The 22869-nt window shown below is 32.7% G+C and carries 18 protein-coding genes; 14 read left to right on the forward strand and 4 right to left on the reverse strand.

What is annotated here, in order from left to right:
* Positions 1–165: 165 nt before the first annotated feature.
* Positions 166–720, forward strand: a complete 555-nt coding sequence (locus B2G86_RS09885) for a GNAT family N-acetyltransferase (RefSeq protein ID WP_078357939.1) — start codon at positions 166–168, stop codon at positions 718–720.
* Between the two features lie 627 nt (positions 721–1347).
* Here B2G86_RS09885 and B2G86_RS09890 read toward each other — a convergent pair.
* Positions 1348–2220 carry an SDR family oxidoreductase gene (locus tag B2G86_RS09890; protein WP_078357940.1) on the reverse strand — a complete coding sequence of 291 codons (873 nt, stop codon included), beginning with the start codon at positions 2218–2220 and terminating at the stop codon, positions 1348–1350.
* An 81-nt stretch (positions 2221–2301) separates the two neighbouring features.
* On the reverse strand, positions 2302–3153 hold the full coding sequence (locus B2G86_RS09895; protein WP_078357941.1) for an oxidoreductase: 852 nt from the start codon (positions 3151–3153) through the stop codon (positions 2302–2304).
* A 61-nt stretch (positions 3154–3214) separates the two neighbouring features.
* Between B2G86_RS09895 and panB the strand changes: the two genes are divergently transcribed.
* A complete protein-coding gene (gene panB / locus B2G86_RS09900; protein WP_078357942.1) occupies positions 3215–4024 on the forward strand; it encodes a 3-methyl-2-oxobutanoate hydroxymethyltransferase in 810 nt (269 codons plus the stop codon).
* A complete protein-coding gene (gene panC / locus B2G86_RS09905; RefSeq protein ID WP_078357943.1) occupies positions 4021–4863 on the forward strand; it encodes a pantoate--beta-alanine ligase in 843 nt (280 codons plus the stop codon). Before panB ends, panC begins: the two co-directional genes overlap by 4 nt.
* Before the next feature lie 286 nt (positions 4864–5149).
* On the opposite strand, the gene B2G86_RS09910 is transcribed toward panC, so the two are convergent.
* The gene (locus tag B2G86_RS09910; protein WP_158079036.1) at positions 5150–5905 is read right to left on the reverse strand and encodes a DeoR/GlpR family DNA-binding transcription regulator; all 756 of its coding nucleotides are present in this window, start codon (positions 5903–5905) and stop codon (positions 5150–5152) included.
* Positions 5906–6112: 207 nt separating this feature from the next.
* Between B2G86_RS09910 and B2G86_RS09915 the strand changes: the two genes are divergently transcribed.
* Genes B2G86_RS09915 through fba form a run of 9 tightly spaced genes read left to right on the forward strand, consistent with a single transcriptional unit; the run spans position 6113 to position 16772 of the window.
* A complete protein-coding gene (locus tag B2G86_RS09915) occupies positions 6113–7567 on the forward strand; it encodes a CoA-acylating methylmalonate-semialdehyde dehydrogenase (RefSeq protein ID WP_078357945.1) in 1455 nt (484 codons plus the stop codon).
* A gap of 15 nt (positions 7568–7582) precedes the next feature.
* Entirely contained in the window at positions 7583–8401 is an 819-nt protein-coding gene (gene iolB, locus B2G86_RS09920) for a 5-deoxy-glucuronate isomerase (RefSeq protein ID WP_078357946.1), read from the forward strand.
* 13 nt (positions 8402–8414) lie between these two features.
* Positions 8415–9374 (forward strand): 5-dehydro-2-deoxygluconokinase, encoded by a 960-nt coding sequence (gene iolC, locus B2G86_RS09925; protein ID WP_078357947.1) that lies wholly within the window; start codon positions 8415–8417, stop codon positions 9372–9374.
* Positions 9375–9387: 13 nt separating this feature from the next.
* Positions 9388–11301 (forward strand): 3D-(3,5/4)-trihydroxycyclohexane-1,2-dione acylhydrolase (decyclizing), encoded by a 1914-nt coding sequence (gene iolD / locus B2G86_RS09930; RefSeq protein ID WP_078357948.1) that lies wholly within the window; start codon positions 9388–9390, stop codon positions 11299–11301.
* A gap of 16 nt (positions 11302–11317) precedes the next feature.
* Positions 11318–12337: a Gfo/Idh/MocA family oxidoreductase gene (locus B2G86_RS09935; RefSeq protein ID WP_078357949.1), complete on the forward strand. Its 1020-nt coding sequence runs from the start codon at positions 11318–11320 to the stop codon at positions 12335–12337.
* Between the two features lie 10 nt (positions 12338–12347).
* Complete coding sequence (gene iolE / locus B2G86_RS09940; RefSeq protein ID WP_078357950.1) at positions 12348–13232, forward strand: myo-inosose-2 dehydratase; 885 nt, start codon at positions 12348–12350, stop codon at positions 13230–13232.
* Positions 13233–13284: 52 nt separating this feature from the next.
* The gene (locus tag B2G86_RS09945; protein ID WP_078357951.1) at positions 13285–14874 is read left to right on the forward strand and encodes a solute:sodium symporter family transporter; all 1590 of its coding nucleotides are present in this window, start codon (positions 13285–13287) and stop codon (positions 14872–14874) included.
* 12 nt (positions 14875–14886) lie between these two features.
* Positions 14887–15906 carry an inositol 2-dehydrogenase gene (iolG, locus tag B2G86_RS09950; protein ID WP_078357952.1) on the forward strand — a complete coding sequence of 340 codons (1020 nt, stop codon included), beginning with the start codon at positions 14887–14889 and terminating at the stop codon, positions 15904–15906.
* Between the two features lie 26 nt (positions 15907–15932).
* Complete coding sequence (gene fba, locus B2G86_RS09955; RefSeq protein ID WP_078357953.1) at positions 15933–16772, forward strand: class II fructose-1,6-bisphosphate aldolase; 840 nt, start codon at positions 15933–15935, stop codon at positions 16770–16772.
* A 440-nt stretch (positions 16773–17212) separates the two neighbouring features.
* Here the strand turns inward: fba and B2G86_RS09960 are convergent, their stop codons facing one another.
* The gene (locus B2G86_RS09960) at positions 17213–18619 is read right to left on the reverse strand and encodes a 6-phospho-beta-glucosidase (RefSeq protein ID WP_078357954.1); all 1407 of its coding nucleotides are present in this window, start codon (positions 18617–18619) and stop codon (positions 17213–17215) included.
* A 158-nt stretch (positions 18620–18777) separates the two neighbouring features.
* Here B2G86_RS09960 and B2G86_RS09965 point away from each other — a divergent pair, with 158 nt between their 5' ends.
* Both B2G86_RS09965 and B2G86_RS09970 read left to right on the forward strand, forming a co-directional pair.
* Positions 18778–19650, forward strand: a complete 873-nt coding sequence (locus B2G86_RS09965; RefSeq protein WP_078357955.1) for a MurR/RpiR family transcriptional regulator — start codon at positions 18778–18780, stop codon at positions 19648–19650.
* A gap of 453 nt (positions 19651–20103) precedes the next feature.
* Positions 20104–22863, forward strand: coding sequence for a CDP-glycerol glycerophosphotransferase family protein (locus tag B2G86_RS09970; RefSeq protein ID WP_078357956.1), 2760 nt, complete (start codon positions 20104–20106; stop codon positions 22861–22863).
* Positions 22864–22869: the final 6 nt, after the last annotated feature.

The following is a 22869-nucleotide window of genomic DNA, read 5'->3' on the forward strand; positions in this document are numbered from 1 at the left end:
TATATATTTTGTCTCTTGATTACTTTATACACTTTAACATCAATTTTGATATCATAGGTTACAGTAGAATAAAAAAGAAATGTCTTTTATGACAGGAATATTAAAAGAATTATGGATTTATGACAGTCTGTAATTTTTCAAAAAATAGAAAAAGAGGTATGACTTATGGAAAGAATTAAACTAAAAATGTTCAGAAATAACTTAGAAAATTTCCCTCAATTCGAATTACCAGAAGGATATACGATAAGAATGTTTAGACAAGGCGACGAACACAATTGGGCTAAAGTTGAAACTGCAGCTGGAGAATTTAAAGATACTGATGAAGCACTAAAAAGATTCAATAAAGAATTCGGGTCTAATATAGAAGAAATGAAATATAGATGTCTTTTTATAGAGAATAAAAGTGGAGAAGTAATAGGTACAACAACAGCATGGTTTGGTCATTTAGAAGGCATAGGAGAAAATTTAGGAAGAATACACTTTGTAGCAATTAAACCAGAATATCAAGGAAAGAAACTATCGAAGCCGTTATTAAGCACAGCATTGAATAAAATGATTGAACTTGGCCATGAGCAAGTATATTTAACAACACAAACGACAAGTTATCCAGCTATAAATATGTATTTAAATTACGGATTCGAACCATATGATACAGACGGACAAGATCAAAAAGGCTGGATGATGATGGAAGAAGTATTAGATAGGAAGCTAGATATATAGAATAGAAGTAATGAGGATGAGGGTGAGGGTGTGTCCGTGAATTTATCAAGACGAGTCGAACATGATAAATAGAGCGGTTGAATTTATCAAGACGAGTCGAACATGATAAATAGAGCGGTTGAATGTTGCAAGACAGGGTCGACTAGCAACATAGAGCGACTGAATATTGCAAGACAGGGTCGACTAGCAACATAGAGCGACTGAATATTGCAAGACAGGTCCGACTAGCAACATATAGCGGCTGAAAATTGCAAGACAGGGTCGACAAGCAACATAGAGCGGGTGAATATTGCAAGACAGGGCAGACTAGCAACATAGAACGTCTGAATATTGCAAGACAGGTCCAACATGATAAATAGAGCCCGTGAATTTATCAAGACTGGCACAACATGATAAATAGGACGCCCGAACTTATCAAGACAGGCCCAACATGATAAATAGAGCCCGTGAATTTATCAAGACGGGTCCAACATGATAAATAGAGCCCGTGAATTTATCAAGACAGGTCCGATATGATAAATAGGACGCCCGAACTTATCAAGACGGGCCCAACATGATAAATAGAACGCCCGAACTTATCAAGTCAATGCGAACTTGATAAATTCGGGCGTTATTCTCAATATAATATTAAGTTGTCATATAGTCGCCACCGTTAACGTGGATGACTTGTCCTGTAACATAAGTGGAATCTTGTGATGCTAAATAAACATATGCCGGGGCATTCTCACTTGGTTGTCCTCGTCTACCAAGTGGTGTATCAGAACCAGCGTTTTCTACTTTGTCTTTATCAAATGTTGCTGGTATTAAAGGTGTGTATATTGGTCCGGGCGCTACTGCATTAACGCGAATACCTTTCTCTGCTAATGATGAAGCAAGTGAACGTGTAAATGATACAATCGCGCCTTTAGTAGCAGAATAATCTATTAAATGTGCTGAACCGCGATACGCAGTAACACTTGTTGTATTAATAATTGTATCTCCTTTATTTAAATGAGGTAATGCAGCTTGAGATAAATAGAACATTCCGAAAAAGTTCGTTTCAAACGTTTCTTGTAATTGATCTTTCGTAATATCTTCAAAATGATCTTGTGGATATTGAATACCACCATTATTAACTAATATATTCAGTTGACCGAAATCTTCAATAACTTGGTCAACAAGTTCATTGGCATGTTTGTCTTTTTTTAAATCGTGTTTATATGCTTTTGCTTTAACTCCGATTTCTTCAAGTCTTGCTAAAGCATATTTGGCATCTTTATCTTCGTCATAATAAGCAATTGCAACATTTGCACCTTCTTTAGCAAACAGAATTGCAGTTGCTTCACCAATTCCAGAATCTCCACCTGTAATAAGTGCGACTTTGCCTTTTAATTTACCAGCAGCCTTATAATCTTCATCTTCAATAATAGGCTTTGGCTCCATTTCATGTTCTATACCAGGCTGTATGTCTTGAGTATAACCTTGTATTTCTTCATGCTTTTTGTCGAATTTGTCCTTCATAAAAGTTACGCTCCTTCATTTGAAATCATATTAATAAATACCCAAATAAAGGAAATTGAAACAAATTACACTGCGTAAAAATTATTGAAATGTGCTTAAAATTGCATAAGTACTATCGATATGTGGCGTAGATAATTGATGCTTTTGACTAAGTTGATAAATATAACCTTGAATATATTGAGTCTCTAAAGGTCGGTTATTTATCATGTCATAATACATGCTTGTTCCCATGTCATCTGGATAACCATCATATATCTTCATAATGCTATTTTCTAAATCATCATTAAAATATACACCTTCAGCTTCAGCAACACGTTTGCCTTCTACTAACAAGTTGTAACACAGAGTTTTGACTTCAATAGCATTCAATACTTTTGCTGGTTGTCTCGTTAATGCCGTTACTGTATTAATACCTAAATTAACGATCAATTTGTACCAAACCTGTTCGGCATAGTCTTCAAGACACTCAATATTAAGTAAACTTTGTTGAGTAAATTGTTGTAAATCAAGCGTGTAATCATTAATAGGAAGTTTTAAAGTCCAATCTCTAAAATGTGTAACGTGATGACCATCTTTTTGACCACTTATATAAACAACTGCTTGATATTTATTAGGATGATCAATTTTTTCTAGCTGTCCATAACCATTTTGAGTTAAAATAATAACGCTATTTGAATGTATGACATTGTTAAGGTAAGGGATGATTGAATCAAGTTGGGTCGTCTTGACAGCAATAAATAAGACATCTACTGTTTCATTTGCTTCTTGTAACGAATGAACCGTTAGCTCATGTTGCTCATTTTGGTTGTATTCTTGAAATTGGACGGTTGAATGAGACCTCCCAAACAGTGAAACTATATGACCAGATTGATTTAATGCGTATGCGATAGCAGTACCAACTGCACCTGGACCGATTATTCCAAACTTTTTCATTTATTATTTTCCTTTCAATGTTAATATATACATAATAACAAAAATGAGAAGGTGGTACGGGATGAAAACAATTAATCAATTGTTGGCCATGAAGGAACAAAAAGAAAAAATATCCATGATTACAGCGTATGATTATCCAAGTGCTAAACAGGCAGAACAAGCTGAAATAGACACAATACTTGTAGGCGACTCATTGGGAATGGTTGTTTTAGGATATGATAGTACAGTAGAAGTAACGATGGAAGATATGATTCATCATACTAAAGCAGTTAGAAGAGGTGCACCAGAAACTTATATCATTGTTGATGTGCCATTTGGTGCAGTGGGTATTGATCATTCAACTGATATGAAAAATGCCGTACGATTATATAAAGATACGAAAGCAAATGCAGTCAAAATTGAAGGACCACATGTGACATTAATTGAAGGATGTACTCAAATCGGTGTACCAGTCGTTTCACACTTAGGATTAACGCCTCAAAGTGTAGGTATTATGGGATATAAATTACAGGCTGGTTCAAGAGCAGAAGCAGAACAATTGATAGCAGATGCGAAAGCTGTAGAACAAGCTGGTGCGGTGATGCTCGTTTTAGAAGCTATTCCTAGCGATTTAGCAGAAGTCATTAGTGAACAATTAACAATTCCAGTAATCGGTATCGGTGCAGGTAAAGGAACAGACGGACAAGTATTGGTATATCATGATTTATTGAATTATGGCTCAGAACATATCGCGAAATTTGTTAAACAATATGGTGACTTTTCAAATGGTGTAGAAGCATTAAAATTATACAATCAAGAAGTGAAAAGTGGCGCATTCCCTTCAGAAGCGCACACATATAAGAAGAAAGTGATGGGAGAGACAGGTAAGTGACACAAGAAGTAACGTTAATTAAAGACATGGTAGGTATTACATCAAAATATATAACACAAGGTAAAACAATTGGATTAGTTCCAACAATGGGTGCGTTACATGATGGACATTTAAAAATGATGAAACAATCAATAGAAGAAAACGATGTAACAGTAGTAAGTATTTTTGTGAATCCATTACAATTTGGTCCTAACGAAGATTTTGATGACTATCCAAGACCTTTTGAATCAGATTTAGAAAAGTTAAAAAAAATCGGTGTAGACTATGTATTTCATCCTACAGTAGAAGAAATGTATCCTGGTGAATTAAGTATGACGATAACAGTAGGTCACTTAGCACAAGTATTAGAAGGCAAAAAACGACCAGGACACTTCGATGGTGTTGTAACAGTCGTTAATAAACTGTTCAATATGATACAACCAACCAATGCATATTTTGGAAAAAAAGATGCTCAGCAATTAGCAATAATTGAGAAAATGGTAGAAGACTTTAATCATACAGTTAATATCGTGCCAATAGAAATCGTTAGAGAAGAAGACGGATTAGCCAAAAGCTCTAGAAATATTTATTTAACAGAAGCAGAAAGAAGAGAAGCGGTACACCTGTCTAAAAGCTTACAATTAGCAAAACAATTATATGACCAAGGTGAAAGAAAAAGTAATATCTTAATAGAAGAAATTACACAATACCTAGAGAAAAACGTAAGCGGTGAAATCGTAGAAGTAGCGATATATAGTTATCCAGAATTAGAAGAACAACACACAATAAAAGGACAAATATTTATATCACTAGCCGTTAAATTTAGCCAAGCAAGACTTATCGATAACATTATTATTTAAGTTGTAGAGAATAGCACTCCCCGAACGTCGGATATATATAATCCAACGTTCGGGGAGTTTTTATATGTAGGGTAGATTAAGAAATGAGATATATTCTGTTGAGGTTACCTCAATTTTTGAAAAAATGAGTTAAGTTGTAGATTAATTCGGCAGTTAATCGAAGAGTTCCATCAAGACATAGATTAACTCCATCATTAATCTAAGACAACATCCAATTTTATATTCCCGAATTAAAATACCCTCTTAAAATGAATGTCATATTTTAAGAGGGCTCTTTATTTCAATTCTAATATACAATTTCTATCTCATTTTCGCTACAAAATTGTTGTATTTCTTGAGGAGGGTTTTTGTCTGTGATGATTTTGTCTATATCTACCAAGTTACTATATGTTAATAAAGTTGATTGGCCCATTTTACTATAATCTGCTAGTACATATGTTTCTCTAGCTTTTTTTGTAATATGTTGTTTGATTAGATTTTCTTCCATTTCAGAATTGGACAGTCCGTTCTGTATGTTGACGCCTGTAGCTGCCATAAAGCATTTTGTTATATTGAACTTTGTTAACAATAAATTAGAGTCAATTCCTATAAAAGATCTTGTACGTGGTTTGTACTTTTCTCCTATTATAAATAGAGTGACATTCTTAAATTGAGAGGCTTTATTCATAATGTCCAAGCTATTTGTAATAATTGTGAATGATAGATTTTTATCGACGTATTCTAATATATGGATTGTTGTCGTACCGGTATCTATATAGATGATATCGTTCGCTTCAATTTGTTGTGCGGCTATTTTTCCAATATATTTTTTAGCTTGATAATTTTCGACGTTTCTTTCTTGGTAGTCGACTGCTTTATATTGGTCTTCAATGACTTCAATGCCACCATAAACCTTTTTTACGATATTCATCTCTGCTAATAGATTTACATCTCGCCTTATTGTGTTTACAGACACATTGAAAATTTCCTTCAATTCATCTATTGAAGCTGTTTTGTTCTTTTTTATGAAAGATTCGATTTCATAAATGCGTTTAGATTTCATTAGTGATTCCCCCATTTCTTACAATATACCCAAAAATTATAGATTTAACAACTATAAAAAATTATAAGTTACTCAAAAGTTGACATATTATTCAGTATATTATAATATTGTCTCAACAAGTAACCAATAGTTAATCAATATATGCTCAAATTTTTTAAATGTTGATGTAAGCGGTTACTTTAAAAATAATAACTGGAGGATTTTAAAATGGCAGAAATCTTAAAGAATTATATTAATGGTGAATGGAAAGCGTCAAAAAGTAAGGAAACAATAGATGTTATAAATCCAGCTACAAAAGAAATTATTGCTAAAGTTCCGGTTTCAACTAGAGAAGAATTAGATGAAGCAGCTCAACTTGCACAAGAAGCTTTTCAAGAATGGAAAGAAGTAGCTGTACCTAAACGTGCGAGATTATTATTTAAACTTCAACAATTATTATTAGACAATAAAGATGAATTAGCTGAAATTATTACGAAAGAAAATGGTAAGAATACGAATGAAGCGTTAGGCGAAGTACAAAGAGGAATTGAAAATGTTGAATTCGCTTCAGGTACGCCTTCGTTGATGATGGGTGATTCATTATCAAGTATTGCAACAAATATAGAAGGTACAAGTTATAAATATCCAGTAGGTGTTGTAGGTGGTATCACACCATTTAACTTCCCAATGATGGTGCCATGTTGGATGTTCCCAATGGCTATTTCAGTAGGTAATACTTTTATCATTAAACCATCTGAAAAGACACCATTATTAGTAAATAAACTTGCAGAGTTAGTTGAAGAAGCAGGTTTCCCTAAAGGTGTATTCAATGTTGTACACGGAGCACACGATGTAGTAAATGGAATTTGTGAAAATGAACATATTAAAGCTGTTTCATTTGTAGGTTCTAAACCAGTCGGCGAATATGTTTACAAAAAAGCTACTGAAAACTTAAAACGTGCACAATGTTTAACAGGTGCTAAAAACCATACGATCATTTTAAATGATGCAAACATTGATGGAGCTGTTAAAGATGTAATCGGTGCAGCATTTGGTTCTGCAGGTGAACGTTGTATGGCAGCAGCAGTCGTAGCTGTACAAGAAGGCGTTTATGATGAATTTAAAGAAAAGCTTGTACAGGCATCTAAAGATATCGTAATCGGTAACGGTTTAGAAGATAACGTATTTTTAGGGCCAGTTATTAGAGAAGAGAATGTAGAGCGTACATTAAATTATGTAGATCAAGGTGTAGCTGAAGGTGCAAAACTTGTACTAGATGGTAGAGAAGATAATAACAAAGAGGGTTACTTTGTTAAACCGACAATTTTTGAAGATGTTACAACTGATATGAAATTGTGGCAAGATGAAATATTTGCACCAGTTTTATCTATTGTAAAAGTTAAAGATTTAAAAGAAGGAATTAAATTAGCGAATCAATCAGAATTTGCAAATGGTGCGTGTTTATTTACAGATAGTGCATCATCAATTAGATACTTCAGAGAAAATATCGATGCAGGTATGTTAGGTATTAACTTAGGTGTACCAGCACCAATGGCGATTTTCCCATTCTCAGGTTGGAAATCTTCATTCTATGGTTCATTACACGCTAACGGTAAAGATAGCATTGAATTCTATACACACCGTAAAGTCGTAACTGCTCGTCATGGTAATCCACAATTTTAAGGAGTGAATATAGAGATGGCTCGATTATTAAATAAACCTGTACATCATCCATTAAGTGATGATGTACAAGTGATACATGATTTACAACCAAATGACATTCATTTAGATTATATAGGATTTAAAGTTCTAGACATTAAATCACAAGGAATTTATGAGGAATCTACAGGTGATTTTGAACTTTGTATTGTAGCTTTAACAGGAAATATTGATGTCTCAGATGGATATGACACTTATTCAGATTTAGGAACAAGAGATTCTGTATTTGAAAAAATCCCGACTGATAGCATTTATATTTCTAAAAATCATAATGTAAAAATAAAGGCTAATAAAGATTCTAGAGTTGTATTTTGTTATTCACCAGCAGATGAAGAAAGAGCAACACAACTTGTTCCAGCATCAGAAAATTCAGTAGAAGATAGAGGTAAGTATTCAAACAAAAGACATGTACACAATATACTGCCTGATACACATACTGCTAGTGAAAAGTTGCTAGTCGTAGAAGTGTATACAGATCAAGGTAATTGGTCTAGTTATCCACCTCATAAACATGATGTAGACAATTTACCGAATGAATCTTTGCTTGAAGAGACTTACTATCATGAAATGAATCCTAATAAAGGATTTGTCTTTCAACGTGTATTCACAGATGATCTTTCATTAGATGAAACGATGACAGTAGAGCATGGAGATGTTGTAGTTGTACCTGAAGGCTATCATCCAGTAGCCGTTCCAGATGGTTATAATGGATATTATTTAAATGTTATGGCAGGGCCAAAGAAAGTTTGGAAATTCTATAATCAACCAGATCACGAATGGATTATTGATAGAGAATAAGGAGTGCACAAAAATGACAAAGAAAAAACAAATAATAGCAATTGGTCGTGCTGCTATCGATTTAAATGCTAATGAAATTAATAGACCTATGGAAGAGACATCTACTTTTACTAAATATGTAGGTGGTTCACCAGCAAATATAATGATTGGTACTGCTAAATTGGGATTGGACGTTGGCATGATTGCTAACGTTTCAGATGATCAACATGGCAGATTTATTACGAATTATTTTGAAAAAGTAGGCGTAGATACATCACAAATTCATGTAGATGAAAATGGTCATAAAATAGGTCTTACTTTTACAGAAATTAAAAGTCCTAAAGAATCAAGCATATTAATGTATAGAGAAGAAGTAGCAGATTTATATCTAGCGCCTGAACATGTAGATGAATCATATATCAAAAATTCAGAATATTTACTTATTTCGGGCACAGCGTTAGCTAAATCTCCTTCAAGAGAAGCGGTATTAAAAGCACTACAATTAGCAAAAAAGCATAATGTAAAAGTGATTTTTGAACTAGATTATCGACCATATAGTTGGGCTAGTGAAGAAGAAACTTCTATTTATAGTGAATTAGTAGCAAAACAAGCTGATGTAGTAATAGGTACGAGAGATGAGTTTGACATGGTAGAACGTTACAAACCGTTAACTGATAAAGAGATAAGCGAATTACTATTTGAAGCTACACCGAATTTAGTTGTCATTAAACATGGCGTGCAAGGTTCAAATGCCTTTGATAAAGATGGAAACACATATGAGGGTAAAGCATTTAAAGCAAATGTTGTGAAGACTTTTGGAGCAGGTGATTCGTACGCAGCTGCCTTTATTTATGCACTTGTACAAGGTAAATCGGTTGAAGAAGCATTGAAATATGGAGCGGCATCAGCTGCCATAGTTGTTAGTAGTCATAGTTCATCAGAAGCAATGCCTACTGTAGAAAAGATAGAAAACTTAATTAAAGAACAATCTTAAGGTGGTATTAAACATGGTCAATACAGTGAAATTAACAACTGGAGAAGCAATCGTTAAATTTTTAACTAAGCAATATATTTCCATTGATGGCGAAGAAACTAAGTTTGTTGAAGGTGTTATGAACATTTTCGGCCATGGAAACGTACTTGGTATTGGTGAAGGCTTATCAAATTATCAAGATGACTTGAAAATTATTCAAGGAAAAAATGAACAAGGTATGGCACACACTGCAATTGGTTTTAGTAAGCAAAGTTTAAGAAAGAAAATATTCGCAGTAACTACTTCAGTAGGACCCGGTTCAGCAAACTTAGTAACAGCTGCTGGAACTGCTGCTGCAAACCATATACCAGTATTATTTTTACCGGGTGATACATTTGCAACACGTCAACCGGACCCAGTATTACAACAAATCGAGAATCCACAAAGCATTGGCATCACGACTAATGATGCATTAAAACCAGTATCTAGATATTTTGATCGAATTACGAGACCTGAGCAAATAATGTCGGCGCTTATACGTGCATTTGAAGTGATGACAAATCCACAAACTGCTGGACCTGTAACGATAGCGTTAAGTCAAGATGTTCAAGGAGAAGCATTTGATTTTCCTGAATCGTTCTTTGAAAAGCGAGTACATTACGTTGATAGATTAGAGCCTTCAGAACGTGCAATTAAAGCTGCTATTGAAACATTGAAACAAGCTAAGCAACCTCTGTTAATTGTTGGAGGAGGCGCTAAATATTCTGAAGCTCAAGAAATCATTAAAAAGCTAATGGACGAAACAAATATCCCTATGGCGGAAACGCAAGCTGGTAAATCAACAATTGAAGCATCTCATCCATTAAATCTTGGCGGATTAGGCGTAACAGGAAATTTAGCAGCTAACGTTTATGCAAAAGATGCAGATGTGATCATAGGTATTGGTACAAGATACTCAGACTTTACAACGAGTTCTAAGACAGTCATCAATTTTGATAAAGCTAAAGTTATCAATATTAATGTTAACAGAGTAGATGCATATAAATTAGATGCTGTGCAAGTTGTCGGCGATGCTAAAGTATCCGTTAAACAAATAGCAGATAATCTAGAAGGTCATCAATTTAATACGCTTGAAGTTGTTAAACGTGTAAAACAGCAATGGGACGAAGAAAGAACAAGATTATCTCAAATTGATATTCATAAAGATAACTTTGAAGCAGAAATTGCAGGTCATTTTGATCCAAAAAAATTGAATCAGTATACAACTTCACTTAATACAGAATTACCTCAAACGAACGCTTTAATCAAAGTGAATGAAACAATAGATAAAGATGCAATAATTGTTGCAGCTGCTGGTTCATTGCCAGGAGATTTAGAACGATTATGGGATACGGATGTATTCAATACTTACAACATGGAATATGGTTATTCAACAATGGGATACGAAATCGGAGCAGCTGTTGGCGCTAAAATTGCCAATCCTGATCGAGAAGTCTATGCATTAGTTGGAGATGGTAGTTTCCTAATGTTACACACTGAATTAGTAACGGCATTGCAATATAACTACAAAATTAACATCGTTCTTTTTGATAATAGTGGTTTTGGTTGTATTAATAATTTACAGATGGGTAATGGAAGCGCTAGTTTCTGTACAGAGTTTAATGATTATAACGGTAATGTGATGAATATTGATTATAAGAAAATAGCTGAAGGTTATGGAGCTGTTTCATATAGTGTAAACAATCTTGAATCACTTGAAGCAGCGATTAGACAAGCTAAACAAGAAACTAAATCTACATTAATAGAAATTAAAACATTACCTAAAACAATGACAGATGGATACGAATCATTTTGGAATGTAGGCGTATCAGAACATAGTGATAAGCCATCTATTCAAGAAGCATTTAAAGAAAAGACATTATCAATGAAGACTGCAAAACATTACTAAATTGGAGGAAAGAACGATGACAAAAATAAAAATCGGTCAAGTTGGATTAGGAAGACTTGGTCAAGTGCATGCTGAGAATATTGTGAATCACGTTAAAGATGCAGAGTTATACGCTGTAGCAAGTGTTGTTGAACAAGAGTTAGCATATGCAAGAGATACATTAGGCGTAGAAAATTGTTACACATCTTATACAGAAATGATTGAAAATGACGCGTTGGATGCAGTTGTTATCGTTTCACCTAGTGGATTTCATGCTGTTCAAATCACACAAGCTTTAGATAAAGGTTTGCATGTGTTCTCTGAAAAACCAATTGGACTTGAACTAGAAAACATTAAACAAGTTGTTGAAAAAATAGATAACAATAAAGATAAAGTATTCCAATTAGGATTTATGCGTAGATTTGATGATTCATATCAATTTGCGAAAGATGCAGTCGATAATGGTGATTTAGGAAAAATTACAGCTATGCGTTGCTACGGAATTGACCCAAGTGCTGGGTTGGATAGTTTTATCCAATTCGCTAAGAACAGTGCAAGTGGCGGAATATTTTTAGATATGTCGATTCATGATATTGATCTCGTTCGCTGGTTTACAGGTTCAGAATTTAAGACGGTATATTCCCTAGGAAATAATATAGCAGCACCTGAACTTTCAGAATGTGAAGAACTTGAAACCGGTGCATGTTTAGCGGAGTTAGAAGACGGTACAATTGCTTATTTATTAGCAGGAAGAAACGCACAACATGGTTATCATGTTGAAACAGAAATCATTGGTACTGAAGGTATGATCAGAATTGGTAATGCACCAGAGAAGAACTTAGTCACTGTATATGACAAGAACGGTGTCGTAAGGCCAACTTCAGGTCATTTTCCAGAACGCTTTAAATTCGCATTTATTAACGAATTAAATGCTTTTGTAGAATCTATTAAAAAGAAAGAACCTTCTTCAATTACTGGAACAGATGGTTTGAAAAGTACTGAAGTAGCAATAGCAATGCAAGAATCTTTCGAAAACAAGAATATTATTACTTTATGAGGTGAGTTAAATGACTAAAGATATACGTTTTGCATGTGCACCGATTGCATGGACAAATGATGACATGCCCGAATTAGGTTATGAGAATTCTTTTGAACAATGCATTAGTGAAATGGCACTTTCAGGATATGAAGGAACTGAAATTGGTAATAAATATCCGAAAGATCCAGAAGTATTAAAATCTTTTTTAGAACCTAGAGGATTATCAGTAGCAAGTGCTTGGCTCAGTTTATATTTAACGTCAGAGCCTTTTGAAGTAACTGAAGCTGCATTTATTAAACATAGAGATTTCTTGAGTGCTTTAGGTGCTAAAGTAATCGTTGTTTCTGAACAAGGTAACAGCATTCAAGGAGATTTAACGAAAGCACTATTTAAAGAAAAACCTGTATTCACTGAAAAAGAATGGCAATTATTAGTGGATGGATTAGAGAAATTAGGAAAGTTAGCTCACGAGAAAGATATGGAAATTGTATACCATCATCATATGGGTACAGGTGTACAAACAACTCATGAAATAGATGAATTAATGAAAAAAACAAGTAAAGATAACGTTTCTCTCTTATATGATACAGGACATCTTGTACTATCTGGAGAAGATCCAATAGATATATTCAATAGGCATAAAGATAGAATAAAGCATATACATTTTAAAGATGTTAGACAAAAGGTTAAAGAAGTTGTAGATAAAGACTGTAAATGCTTCTTAGATGGTGTGAAAGATGGCATGTTTACAGTGCCAGGTGATGGCGTAATAGACTTCAAACCGATATTAGATTTAATTTATCAATCAGATTATAAAGGATGGATTGTAGTAGAAGCTGAACAAGATCCAGCAGTTGCCAACCCGTTTATTTATGCTAAAAAAGCAAAAGAATATATTGAACAATATCAATAAAAATAATCATGAAATTGAGAGTGATTTAAACACCTAAGGGGAGAGGGTTATCATGAGTTTATTTGCAGCATTTTCATTTGTATTAGTCGTATTTGCAGTAGGGGTATATGCATTTTTAAGAAGTAGAAAAATAGACACTCAAAATTCTGAAGGTTATTTCATGGGTGGTAGAAGTTTAACTGGATTTACTATCGCTTCAACCATCATTATGACAAACCTTTCTACAGAACAAATAGTAGGTCAAAATGGTCAAAGTTTCATGGCTGGAATGGAAGTAATGGCGTGGGAAGTAACTGCTGCTATTGCAATTGTCATATTGGCACTCGTATTCTTGCCTAGATACTTTAGATATGGTGTAGATACGATATCTGATTTCATTGAAATGAGATTTGATACATTTACGAAACGACTCGTATCATTACTTTTCATATTTACATATGTTGTGTCTTTCTTGCCAGTTGTACTTTATTCAGGTGCACTCGTATTTAATAAAATTTTCAATATAAGTGATATGTTAGAAATTAGTGATATGACAGCTGTGATTCTTATATCAACAGTGATAGGTATAGTGGGTATTATTTACTTGTTTATTGGTGGATTATCATTAAGTGCACACAGTGATTCTATATATGGAATTGGTTTGATTATTGGAGGTCTTGCCATCCCAATTCTTGGTTTAATCATGTTTGGTGATGGAAGTTTCTTAAAAGGTTTCGACAAAGTTATACAGAATACACCAGAGAAATTAAACTCAATAGGTGCAATTGATTCTGATATCGTACCTTGGCCAACATTATTCTTCGGTATGTTCTTTAACAACTTATTCTTCTGGTGTACAAACCAGATGATTGTACAAAAAGCGCTAGCTGGTAAGAATTTAAAAGAAGCTCAAAAAGGTGCAATGTTTGTCGGTGTATTTAAAATATTTGGTGCATTATTCTTAGTGTTCCCAGGTGTTCTAGCATTTAATATGTTAGGTGACAAAGTTTCGAATCCTGATAATGCATATCCAATGTTAGTTAATGAAGTCTTACCTGGATGGGCTTATGGATTATTCGGTGCTGTTATATTTGGTGCCATACTAAGTTCATTTGTTGGATCGTTAAATAGTACAGCAACATTGTTCTCGTTAGACTTTTACAAATCAATTATGAACAAAGAAGCAAGCAACAAACAAGTTTCTAGAGTTGGGAGATTAGTAACAGTAGTTGTCGGTGTGATTGTAGTTATCATTGCACCAATGATTTCATTGTTCCCACAAGGTTTATACGCAGTGGTACAAGAGTTTAATGGTGTGTATAATATGCCACTTTTAGTACTCGTACTTGTTGGATTCTTTGTTAAACGTACATCACAACTTGGTGGTAAAGTGATGTTTATTTTACACATTGTATTGTATGCGCTTTCAAAAGTAGTGTTAACAGAAATTCATTATTTATATGTATTAAGTGTATTATTCTTCATCGATTTACTAGTAGTCATGTTATTCAATAAATGGAAACCATCTGATGAGTTTGATTTCAGTGTTAATTACGCAAAAGTAGATATAACGCCTTGGAAACATAGATATCTAGTAGGCGGTATTATCATATTTGTAGTGATAGGCACTTACATTTTATTCTCACCACTTGGATTAGCATAGGAGGAAAAGTTTATGACACTTACATTTGGCGTAATTGGTGCAGGACGTATTGGCCAATTACATATCAATTATTTAAGAACGCATAAAGACGTTAGAATTAAATGGATTTCAGATATATATTGCGACAAAATGGTGGATTGGATTAAAAAAGCAGGTATAGAAAATAAAACGAAAAACCATATGGATATTATTAATGATCCAGAAGTAGATGTTATTGTCATATGTTCTCCAACAGATACACATGTAGATATCATTAAAGCAGCATGTGCTAAAGGTAAACACATATTCTGTGAGAAACCAATTAGTTTATCTATAGATGAAGCTAAAGAAGCACTAGAAGCGGTTCAACAATCTAATGTTAAATTACAAATGGGTTTCAATAGAAGGTTTGATAAAAACTTCAAAGAACTTCAAACAATTTTAAATAAAGGTGAGCTTGGAAATATCCAAACGTTACGTATTACTTCGAGAGACCCTGAGCCACCACCGATAGAATATATTAAACGTTCTGGCGGATTATTTATGGATATGATGATTCATGACTTTGATATGGCGAGATATTTAATGCAGTCTGAAATAACTGAAGTTTATGCGACAGGTGGAGCACTCGTCAATCCGGAAATAGCTAAATATGACGATATCGATACAGCGCTCGTTACACTTAAATTTGAAAATGGTTCAATGGCTGTAATTGAAAACTGTAGAAGAAGTATATATGGATACGATCAACGTGTAGAAGTATTAGGTGATAACGGTGCAATAGATATAGGTAATGAGCAAACTACAACTTTAAATTATCACCGTGCAGATGGTATATCTAAAAATAATCCACCGTACTTCTTCTTAGAAAGATATAGTGAAGCTTACAAAATAGAAATCGATGGATTTATAGAAGCTATCTTAAATGATACAGATGTATTATGTTCAATAGAAGATGGTTATAAAGCACAAGAAATCGCAATGAAATGTAAAGAATCATTATTAGCAAATGCACCTCAATCATTATTAACCGGTCAATCAAAAACATTATAACCATAAGGAAGGTGGAACGTTAAATAATGAATACATTTATACGAAAAGCTAAAGAATCACATTATGCCATTCCTCAAATTAATGTTAATGGGTTAATATGGATAGAATGTATTTTAAAAGCTGCAGAGAAAACACGTTCCCCAATTATTTTAGGAACGACAGATAAAGTTATTGAGTTTCTTGGTGGATATGATTTTATATGTAAGACAATTAACCACAAAATAGAGTCAATGGATATAACAGTACCGGTTATTATACATCTTGATCATGGATTGAGTATAGAAGGTTGTAAACAAGCAGTAGATGCTGGTTACGACTCGGTTATGTTTGACGGTTCTAAATTACCAATCGAAGAAAATATAGCAAAGACTAAAGAAATAGTAGACTATGCGCATAAACATAACGTCATAGTTGAAGGCGAAGTCGGAGCAATCGGAGGTAATGAAGATGGCGTAATCGGTAATGTTCAATATGCACGATTAGAAGACTGTATAAGACTTGCGAAAGAAGCCAATCTAGACACACTTGCACCGGCATTAGGATCCGTACATGGTAAATACCAAGGCGAACCAAACTTAGGATTTAAAGAAATGGAAGAAATACAAGAAGCCATCGATATCCCTTTAGTATTACATGGCGCATCAGGAATATCAGACGAAGACCTAGTAAAAGCAATTAAATTAGGACACGCAAAAATAAACTTTAATACCGAAATCAATATCGCATGGAGTAATCAACTTAGACAAACACTAACAGAAGATCAAAATATTTTTAACCCCCAACAAATTTTGAGTCCAAGTAAAAAAGTTATGCAAGACACTGTAGAATCAATCATTCATAAATGTTTGTCTAACAATAGAGCATAGAAATACAATTAACACATACCCTATATAAAAACACGAACGTCAGAATAACCAACTGACAACGTTAGAAAAGACTACATCGTATCTCGGACGATGTAGTCTTTTTGTTGAAATATGCTGGGATTGAGGGAATTAATCTAAGAGATTGGGTAAGTTGTAGATTAATTCGACAGTTAATCTAAGAGATCGACTAAGTTGTAGATTAATTCGGTAGTTAATCTAAGAGATCGACCAAGTTGTAGATTAATTCGGGAGTTAATCGAAGAGTTCCACCAAAACCTAGATTAACTCCATCATTAATCTAAGACATGCTCAAAATCAACACCACACAATGAAAGGCTGGGACAAATTAATTTGTCCCAGCCTCAAATCATTATATTTGTATTGGATGACGGGATTGAAATGTACTAAATAAGCACATTTCAATCCCAACCGTTCTACTTCTATACGTTTCTCAATTCTACATGCTCACTTAGTTCTCTTGCTTTGGCATCTTTTATTTCTATGCCTTGTGCTTCTAGTTGTGCGATTGTTTCGGAGAATTGTGGTAAATATGCTTTATGTGCGATGAGTAATTCGTTCATTACTTGTTTGGCTGTTTCACCACTTTGTATTAATGGATTAATGATAAAGGCTTGTAATAATAAGCCATAGTCTCCGGTTACTGCTGCTTCTTCTACACATAGTTCCATATTTTTCATGACTTGCAACCATCCTCGTTCTGCTGGGTGTAATGAGCCGAATGCGATTGGTTGTGCGCCTGTTGCATTGATATATGCTGATACTTCAACTACGTCTTCTGGTGCTAAGTCTGGTACTGCGCCATTATTAACTGTAGAGACAACGACGTGTGTATTTTTATTTGATGCGATTGAAGCGATCGTTTCACAAGCTACGTCTGAATAGTGTGTCCCGCCTCTTTTGCTTAATTGTTCTGGTTTATGGTCCAGATGTTCATCTTTATACAGTTCAAATAATTCTTTCTCAGTTTGTCTAACTTGTTCTGCACGTGTACCGATTTCTGGATCATGATATTCTTTAAGCGCATGTTCTAGCATTTCTTCTGCGCGGTAATAATATCTATGATAGCCACATGGAATTAAATTCATTTGTTGCAATTGTTCTTCAAAAAATGATACATCAAAAATATTAGAAGGTAATGACGATGCATCTTCTACGAGCTTTTTATTCAATTGTTCTGTTACATCGTTACCTTGAGCGTCTTTTACCCGATGCCAATGAAAATGATTTAATCCTGCGAAGTGATGCGTAAGTTCTCCTTCTTTAACATTCAACATTTCAGGTTCATTAATTAAACTATTAACTGGTACGTTACATAGACCGAGTACTTTGTCCCATTTCCCATATCGTACAATTGCATCTGTCACCATACCACTAGGGTTTGTAAAATTGATTAACCAAGCGTTTGGACAGAGTTCTTTCATATCCTCAACGATATTTAATAAGACAGGAATCGTTCTTAGCGCTTTAAAAATACCACCCGGTCCATTTGTTTCTTGACCTAAGAATCCGTGAGATAACGGAATACGTTCATCTTTAATTCGAGCATCTAATAATCCTACTCTAAATTGCGTCGTTACAAAATCTGCATCTTTTAATGCTTCTCTTCTATCCAAAGATAAATGTATCGTTACATCATAAGGAGAAGCGTCCCACATTCTTTGTGCCATCTTACCGACAGTTTCTAATTTTTCTCGACCTTCAGGAATATCAACTAACCAAATTTCACTTAATGGCAAAGACTCGTAACGTTTAATAAAACCTTCCATCAACTCAGGTGTATAACTACTACCGCCACCGATTGTCACAATTTTAATACCTTTTTCCATTTAAAATACCCCCTATTGATTTCTTTCTTATACACGTTAAGTATAGAATAGAAGTAACGATTAAAGAGGCGAATGCGCTATTATCAAATGAAATTTACAAATTTCCTTCTAAAAAGATAAATGTTTGTAATTAATTTTTACAAAGGGGAGTTCTAAACATGTTATTAACCGAAAGAATGAAAGAAGATATATTTTCCGAAGCAGAACAAAGCATCATTCATTATTTGTTTGAAGAACGAGAAAAAGTAAAAACTAAAACATTAGAACATATATCTAAAGTAACGTATACACATCCTTCCACAGTGATTAGAATCGCGAAGAAATTAGGTTATGATGGATGGTTAGAATTAAAAGAACATTTCTTAGAAGAAGTAGAATATTTAAATCGACATTACGAATCAATCGATGCGAATTTCCCGTTTGATGCAACAGATAATAATATGTCCATCAGTCATAAATTAGCATTGTTAAACCAAACGACGATTAATGACACACTACATTTAATTAATAATCAAGAATTAGATTTAGCAGTAGATTATTTAGTAAAAGCAGATACAATCAAAATATTTGGACTCTACCATAATTTAATGATTTGTGAAGAGTTTGAAATGAAGATGAATCAAATAGGCAAAACTGTTAAACTATGCACATTAGAACCGCATTTTGAAATAGAAAAATCTACAAAAGACACATGCGCAATATTTATCTCTTATAGTGGAGAGAATCAAAGCATATTAAAACTATTGCCAATGTTAAAGAAGAAAAAAGTTCCAATAATCGGATTAACGAGTATAGGAGAGAACACAGTAAGTAAATATGCAGACAGTACTTTACGCATATCAACACGAGAAAAGCTTTATTCAAAAATCAGCAACTTCTCAACAAGAGATTCAATAGGATTTCTAATGGATATACTTTACGCATGTGTATACGGACAGGATTATGAACAACATACAAACTACAAAATCAATATTGCCAAGAACTTTGATCATCGCGTTACACATAATAAAATGATTCAAGAAAATCAGTAAATGAATTTAATTTCGAACAATTTTAAATTGTGTAATTAAAAAGTTAATTCATATAAAAACAATATGAATTTAGGTGTAAAAATTTAAAATATTATCTTTTTATTTATAATAATGATGATATAATTATAATATGTAAAATGTATTATTTTTCCTATTTTTAAGAAGTACGTCAATTTAATAAATACATAAAGTAGACTTAAAGTTTAAATATTTCTTTTATACATAGGATAATCGCTACAGAATAAAACAAAAAGATATATTTGATAAGGAGATTTTAAATGAAAAAAATTGTAAAGTTTATGTGCATGTCAATAGTTTCTCTTTATACTTTGAATATTTTGTGGAATATTCAAAGTACATTACAGGATTATTTACTAATAAGAGATGGAGAACATGAAGAAGACAATTAAAAAAACTTAGGGCAATAAATAACCTTGAAAGAAGAGAAAAAACATGAAAAATAAATTTGTAAAAAAAGTTGGGAATTTTCAAAGAAATAAAGGGAAATTTGTTTACGTAAATTCACGTAGAACTAAAAAGATACAAAAAAAGACTGTTCTCTTTGAAGCAGTACATGGGGATACACTAAGTGGTCATATTTATTATTTAGTAAAAGATATTGTAGATAAAAATATAAATATGAAAATATATGTATCATTGAAAAATGAAGAAGATTTAGAGCTGTTTTTACCTCAAGAATTAAAACAAAAGGTAATCTTTGTTAAACATATGTCTAATCAATATTATGAATTACTTGCAACATGTGAGTATTTAATTAATGATACAACATTTTATCCTTTCTTTAACAAACGAGAAGGGCAAAAGTATTTTATTATATGGCATGGAACTCCACTAAAGCATATGGGTAGAGATATACCTAAAATATTAGATGTGGCAAATGTTCAACGTAATTTTTATATGGCAGATCGTATTTACGTAAATAATCATAAAACAATGGAAATATTAGCGAGGACACATCATTTAAATAATATCTATACGGGGAAATTTATCATTGGACCATCTCCAAGAAATAGTATATTTTTTGATAAAAAGATACGCAATAACATTAGGACAACATTACATATAAACGACAAAAAAGCTCTTGTATATATGCCTACATGGAGAGGTAGTTTAGGTAAAGTTAAAGGTTCTGATCAAATAATGAATTTTATGTCTTATCTAGAAGATAATTTAGAAGATGACACAATCGTATATGTTAAATTACATCCATTTGAGAAAACTGTTATTCCAGATACATATGAAAAAGTAAAACCATTCCCAACAAACTTTGAAATTTATGAGTTTTTGGCAGCATCTGATGGTTTAATAACAGATTACTCATCAGTAATGTATGATTATATCAATTTGAATAAGCCTGTTATTCTATATACATATGACTTTAAAGAATATGTAGAAAATAGAGGTGTTTATGATGATTTATCCACTTATCCGTTTGAAAAGACGAATAATATAGAAGAACTTCTAGATATTATAAATAGTATTCCAAAACAAGTAGACTATAAGACATTTATAGATGAGTTTAGTGAATTTGATCAAGCTAATGGTAGCGAAATTATTGTGAATCATATGTTATTTGGAAAGGAAGATTCATCTATAGAGTCACATAATCTTCACAATGGAAAAGAAACTGTGGCAGTAGTAAGTGGAGGATTTTGGAGTAATGGTATTACAACTGCATTAATTAATACCTTAGAAAATATAGACACAAATGAAAAAAATTATATTTGTTTTTTTGAAAAGAATAAAGTGAAAAAAGAACATTACTACCGCCTATTAAATTTACCTGAGAATGTCTATTTTTATCCAACAGTTGGTGAAATGAATGGAAGCTTTAAAGATAGATTGCTTATGAAAAAATACTTATGGAATGAAAAATTCAAATTCTCAAGTGTGGAAAAACAACTTGAAAGAATGTTTAAGGAAGAGTTTAGTAGATTATTTGGTGATTTAAAAATAGATTGGTTTATTCATTATACTGGATTCGAAAGAAAAAGTGCTGAAATGATGAGACATATCAATTCTAAAACTGCTATTTGGGTACACACTGACATGTTTGCTGAATATGAAGCTAAAAAGAATTTTAGTAAAAAAATAATTTTTGGAGCCTATGAAAAAGCTAATAAAGTAGTTCTTGTCCATAATAATTTAAGAAGTAAATTAATTGAAAAATTACCGAACATTTCTGATAAAGTAGTAACAGTAAATAACTTTTTAGGTGAAGAGAGAAACAGAAATCTTTCTATGGAAAACTTATTACAAACAATCGAACCAGTACATGTTGATTACTCTTATAATGAGAATATAAAATTAAATTATAAGTCATTAGATTCAGAAGAAATGGAAATAGAAACACTCGGAAGGTATCCAGAAAAAGAAATGTTGAAAAAAAATCTGATCAAAAATGTAGAAAATGGAATAACCGAGAATAATGAGCAAAACACTAATTCAACTTTAATTACACATAAAGAAATGTTGATTAAACATATTGATAAATCATTTGATTCACTTTATCAAAATTTTATTAAAGATAGTGAATTAAGAACAACGTTTGAAAACTTATATAATAATAATGAACTTTTAATAAATGAGTATTTTGAAACGAAAGACATGAATCCAACAGTGGTTTCAGTAGATTTATTTAATAAAATGAGAATATCGAAATGTAAATTACTTGATGCGATATTTAACCCAGAAATAAAAGTCTATTTGAATATTGGAAGATATGACTATCAAAAAGGTCATGATAAATTAATAGAAGCTTTTGAGCAAGTTTATATAGAGAATCCAAATATATTTTTAATTATGATATGTCCACATGGTCCGTTGAAATCACAAACTATACAGTGGGTGAGAGAATCCGTTGCCAATGAAAATATAGTGATTTTAGGTGGGATTAATAATCCTTATCCATTACTTAAACATGTTGATGCATTTGTTTTATCTTCTAACTATGAAGGGTTAGGACTTGTGGTATATGAAGCATTATCTTTAAACACTGATGTAATTACTGTAAATTTAAAAGAAACAACTGAATATTTAAATGAAAATCAAGCAATAATTGTAGAGAATACAGTAGATGGCCTTGTTGAAGGATTTAAAATTCATTTAAATGATAATAAACAATTTGAAGAATTTGATTTTGACTATTATAAAGAAAAATCTAAACAAGAATATCAAAATGTAATTTTATAAAGGGGA

The sequence above is a fragment of the Mammaliicoccus fleurettii genome (assembly GCF_002018435.1).
GTDB classification, from domain to species: domain Bacteria; phylum Bacillota; class Bacilli; order Staphylococcales; family Staphylococcaceae; genus Mammaliicoccus; species Mammaliicoccus fleurettii.

Coding starts and splice junctions, on each gene's coding strand:
- B2G86_RS09885 (WP_078357939.1), top strand. CDS start 166: ATGGAAAGAATTAAACTAAAAATGTTCAGAAATAACTTAGAAAATTTC.
- B2G86_RS09890 (WP_078357940.1), bottom strand. CDS start 2,220: ATGAAGGACAAATTCGACAAAAAGCATGAAGAAATACAAGGTTATACT.
- B2G86_RS09895 (WP_078357941.1), bottom strand. CDS start 3,153: ATGAAAAAGTTTGGAATAATCGGTCCAGGTGCAGTTGGTACTGCTATC.
- panB (WP_078357942.1), top strand. CDS start 3,215: ATGAAAACAATTAATCAATTGTTGGCCATGAAGGAACAAAAAGAAAAA.
- B2G86_RS09910 (WP_158079036.1), bottom strand. CDS start 5,905: ATGAAATCTAAACGCATTTATGAAATCGAATCTTTCATAAAAAAGAAC.
- B2G86_RS09915 (WP_078357945.1), top strand. CDS start 6,113: ATGGCAGAAATCTTAAAGAATTATATTAATGGTGAATGGAAAGCGTCA.
- iolB (WP_078357946.1), top strand. CDS start 7,583: ATGGCTCGATTATTAAATAAACCTGTACATCATCCATTAAGTGATGAT.
- iolC (WP_078357947.1), top strand. CDS start 8,415: ATGACAAAGAAAAAACAAATAATAGCAATTGGTCGTGCTGCTATCGAT.
- iolD (WP_078357948.1), top strand. CDS start 9,388: ATGGTCAATACAGTGAAATTAACAACTGGAGAAGCAATCGTTAAATTT.
- B2G86_RS09935 (WP_078357949.1), top strand. CDS start 11,318: ATGACAAAAATAAAAATCGGTCAAGTTGGATTAGGAAGACTTGGTCAA.
- iolE (WP_078357950.1), top strand. CDS start 12,348: ATGACTAAAGATATACGTTTTGCATGTGCACCGATTGCATGGACAAAT.
- B2G86_RS09945 (WP_078357951.1), top strand. CDS start 13,285: ATGAGTTTATTTGCAGCATTTTCATTTGTATTAGTCGTATTTGCAGTA.
- iolG (WP_078357952.1), top strand. CDS start 14,887: ATGACACTTACATTTGGCGTAATTGGTGCAGGACGTATTGGCCAATTA.
- fba (WP_078357953.1), top strand. CDS start 15,933: ATGAATACATTTATACGAAAAGCTAAAGAATCACATTATGCCATTCCT.
- B2G86_RS09960 (WP_078357954.1), bottom strand. CDS start 18,619: ATGGAAAAAGGTATTAAAATTGTGACAATCGGTGGCGGTAGTAGTTAT.
- B2G86_RS09965 (WP_078357955.1), top strand. CDS start 18,778: ATGTTATTAACCGAAAGAATGAAAGAAGATATATTTTCCGAAGCAGAA.
- B2G86_RS09970 (WP_078357956.1), top strand. CDS start 20,104: ATGAAAAATAAATTTGTAAAAAAAGTTGGGAATTTTCAAAGAAATAAA.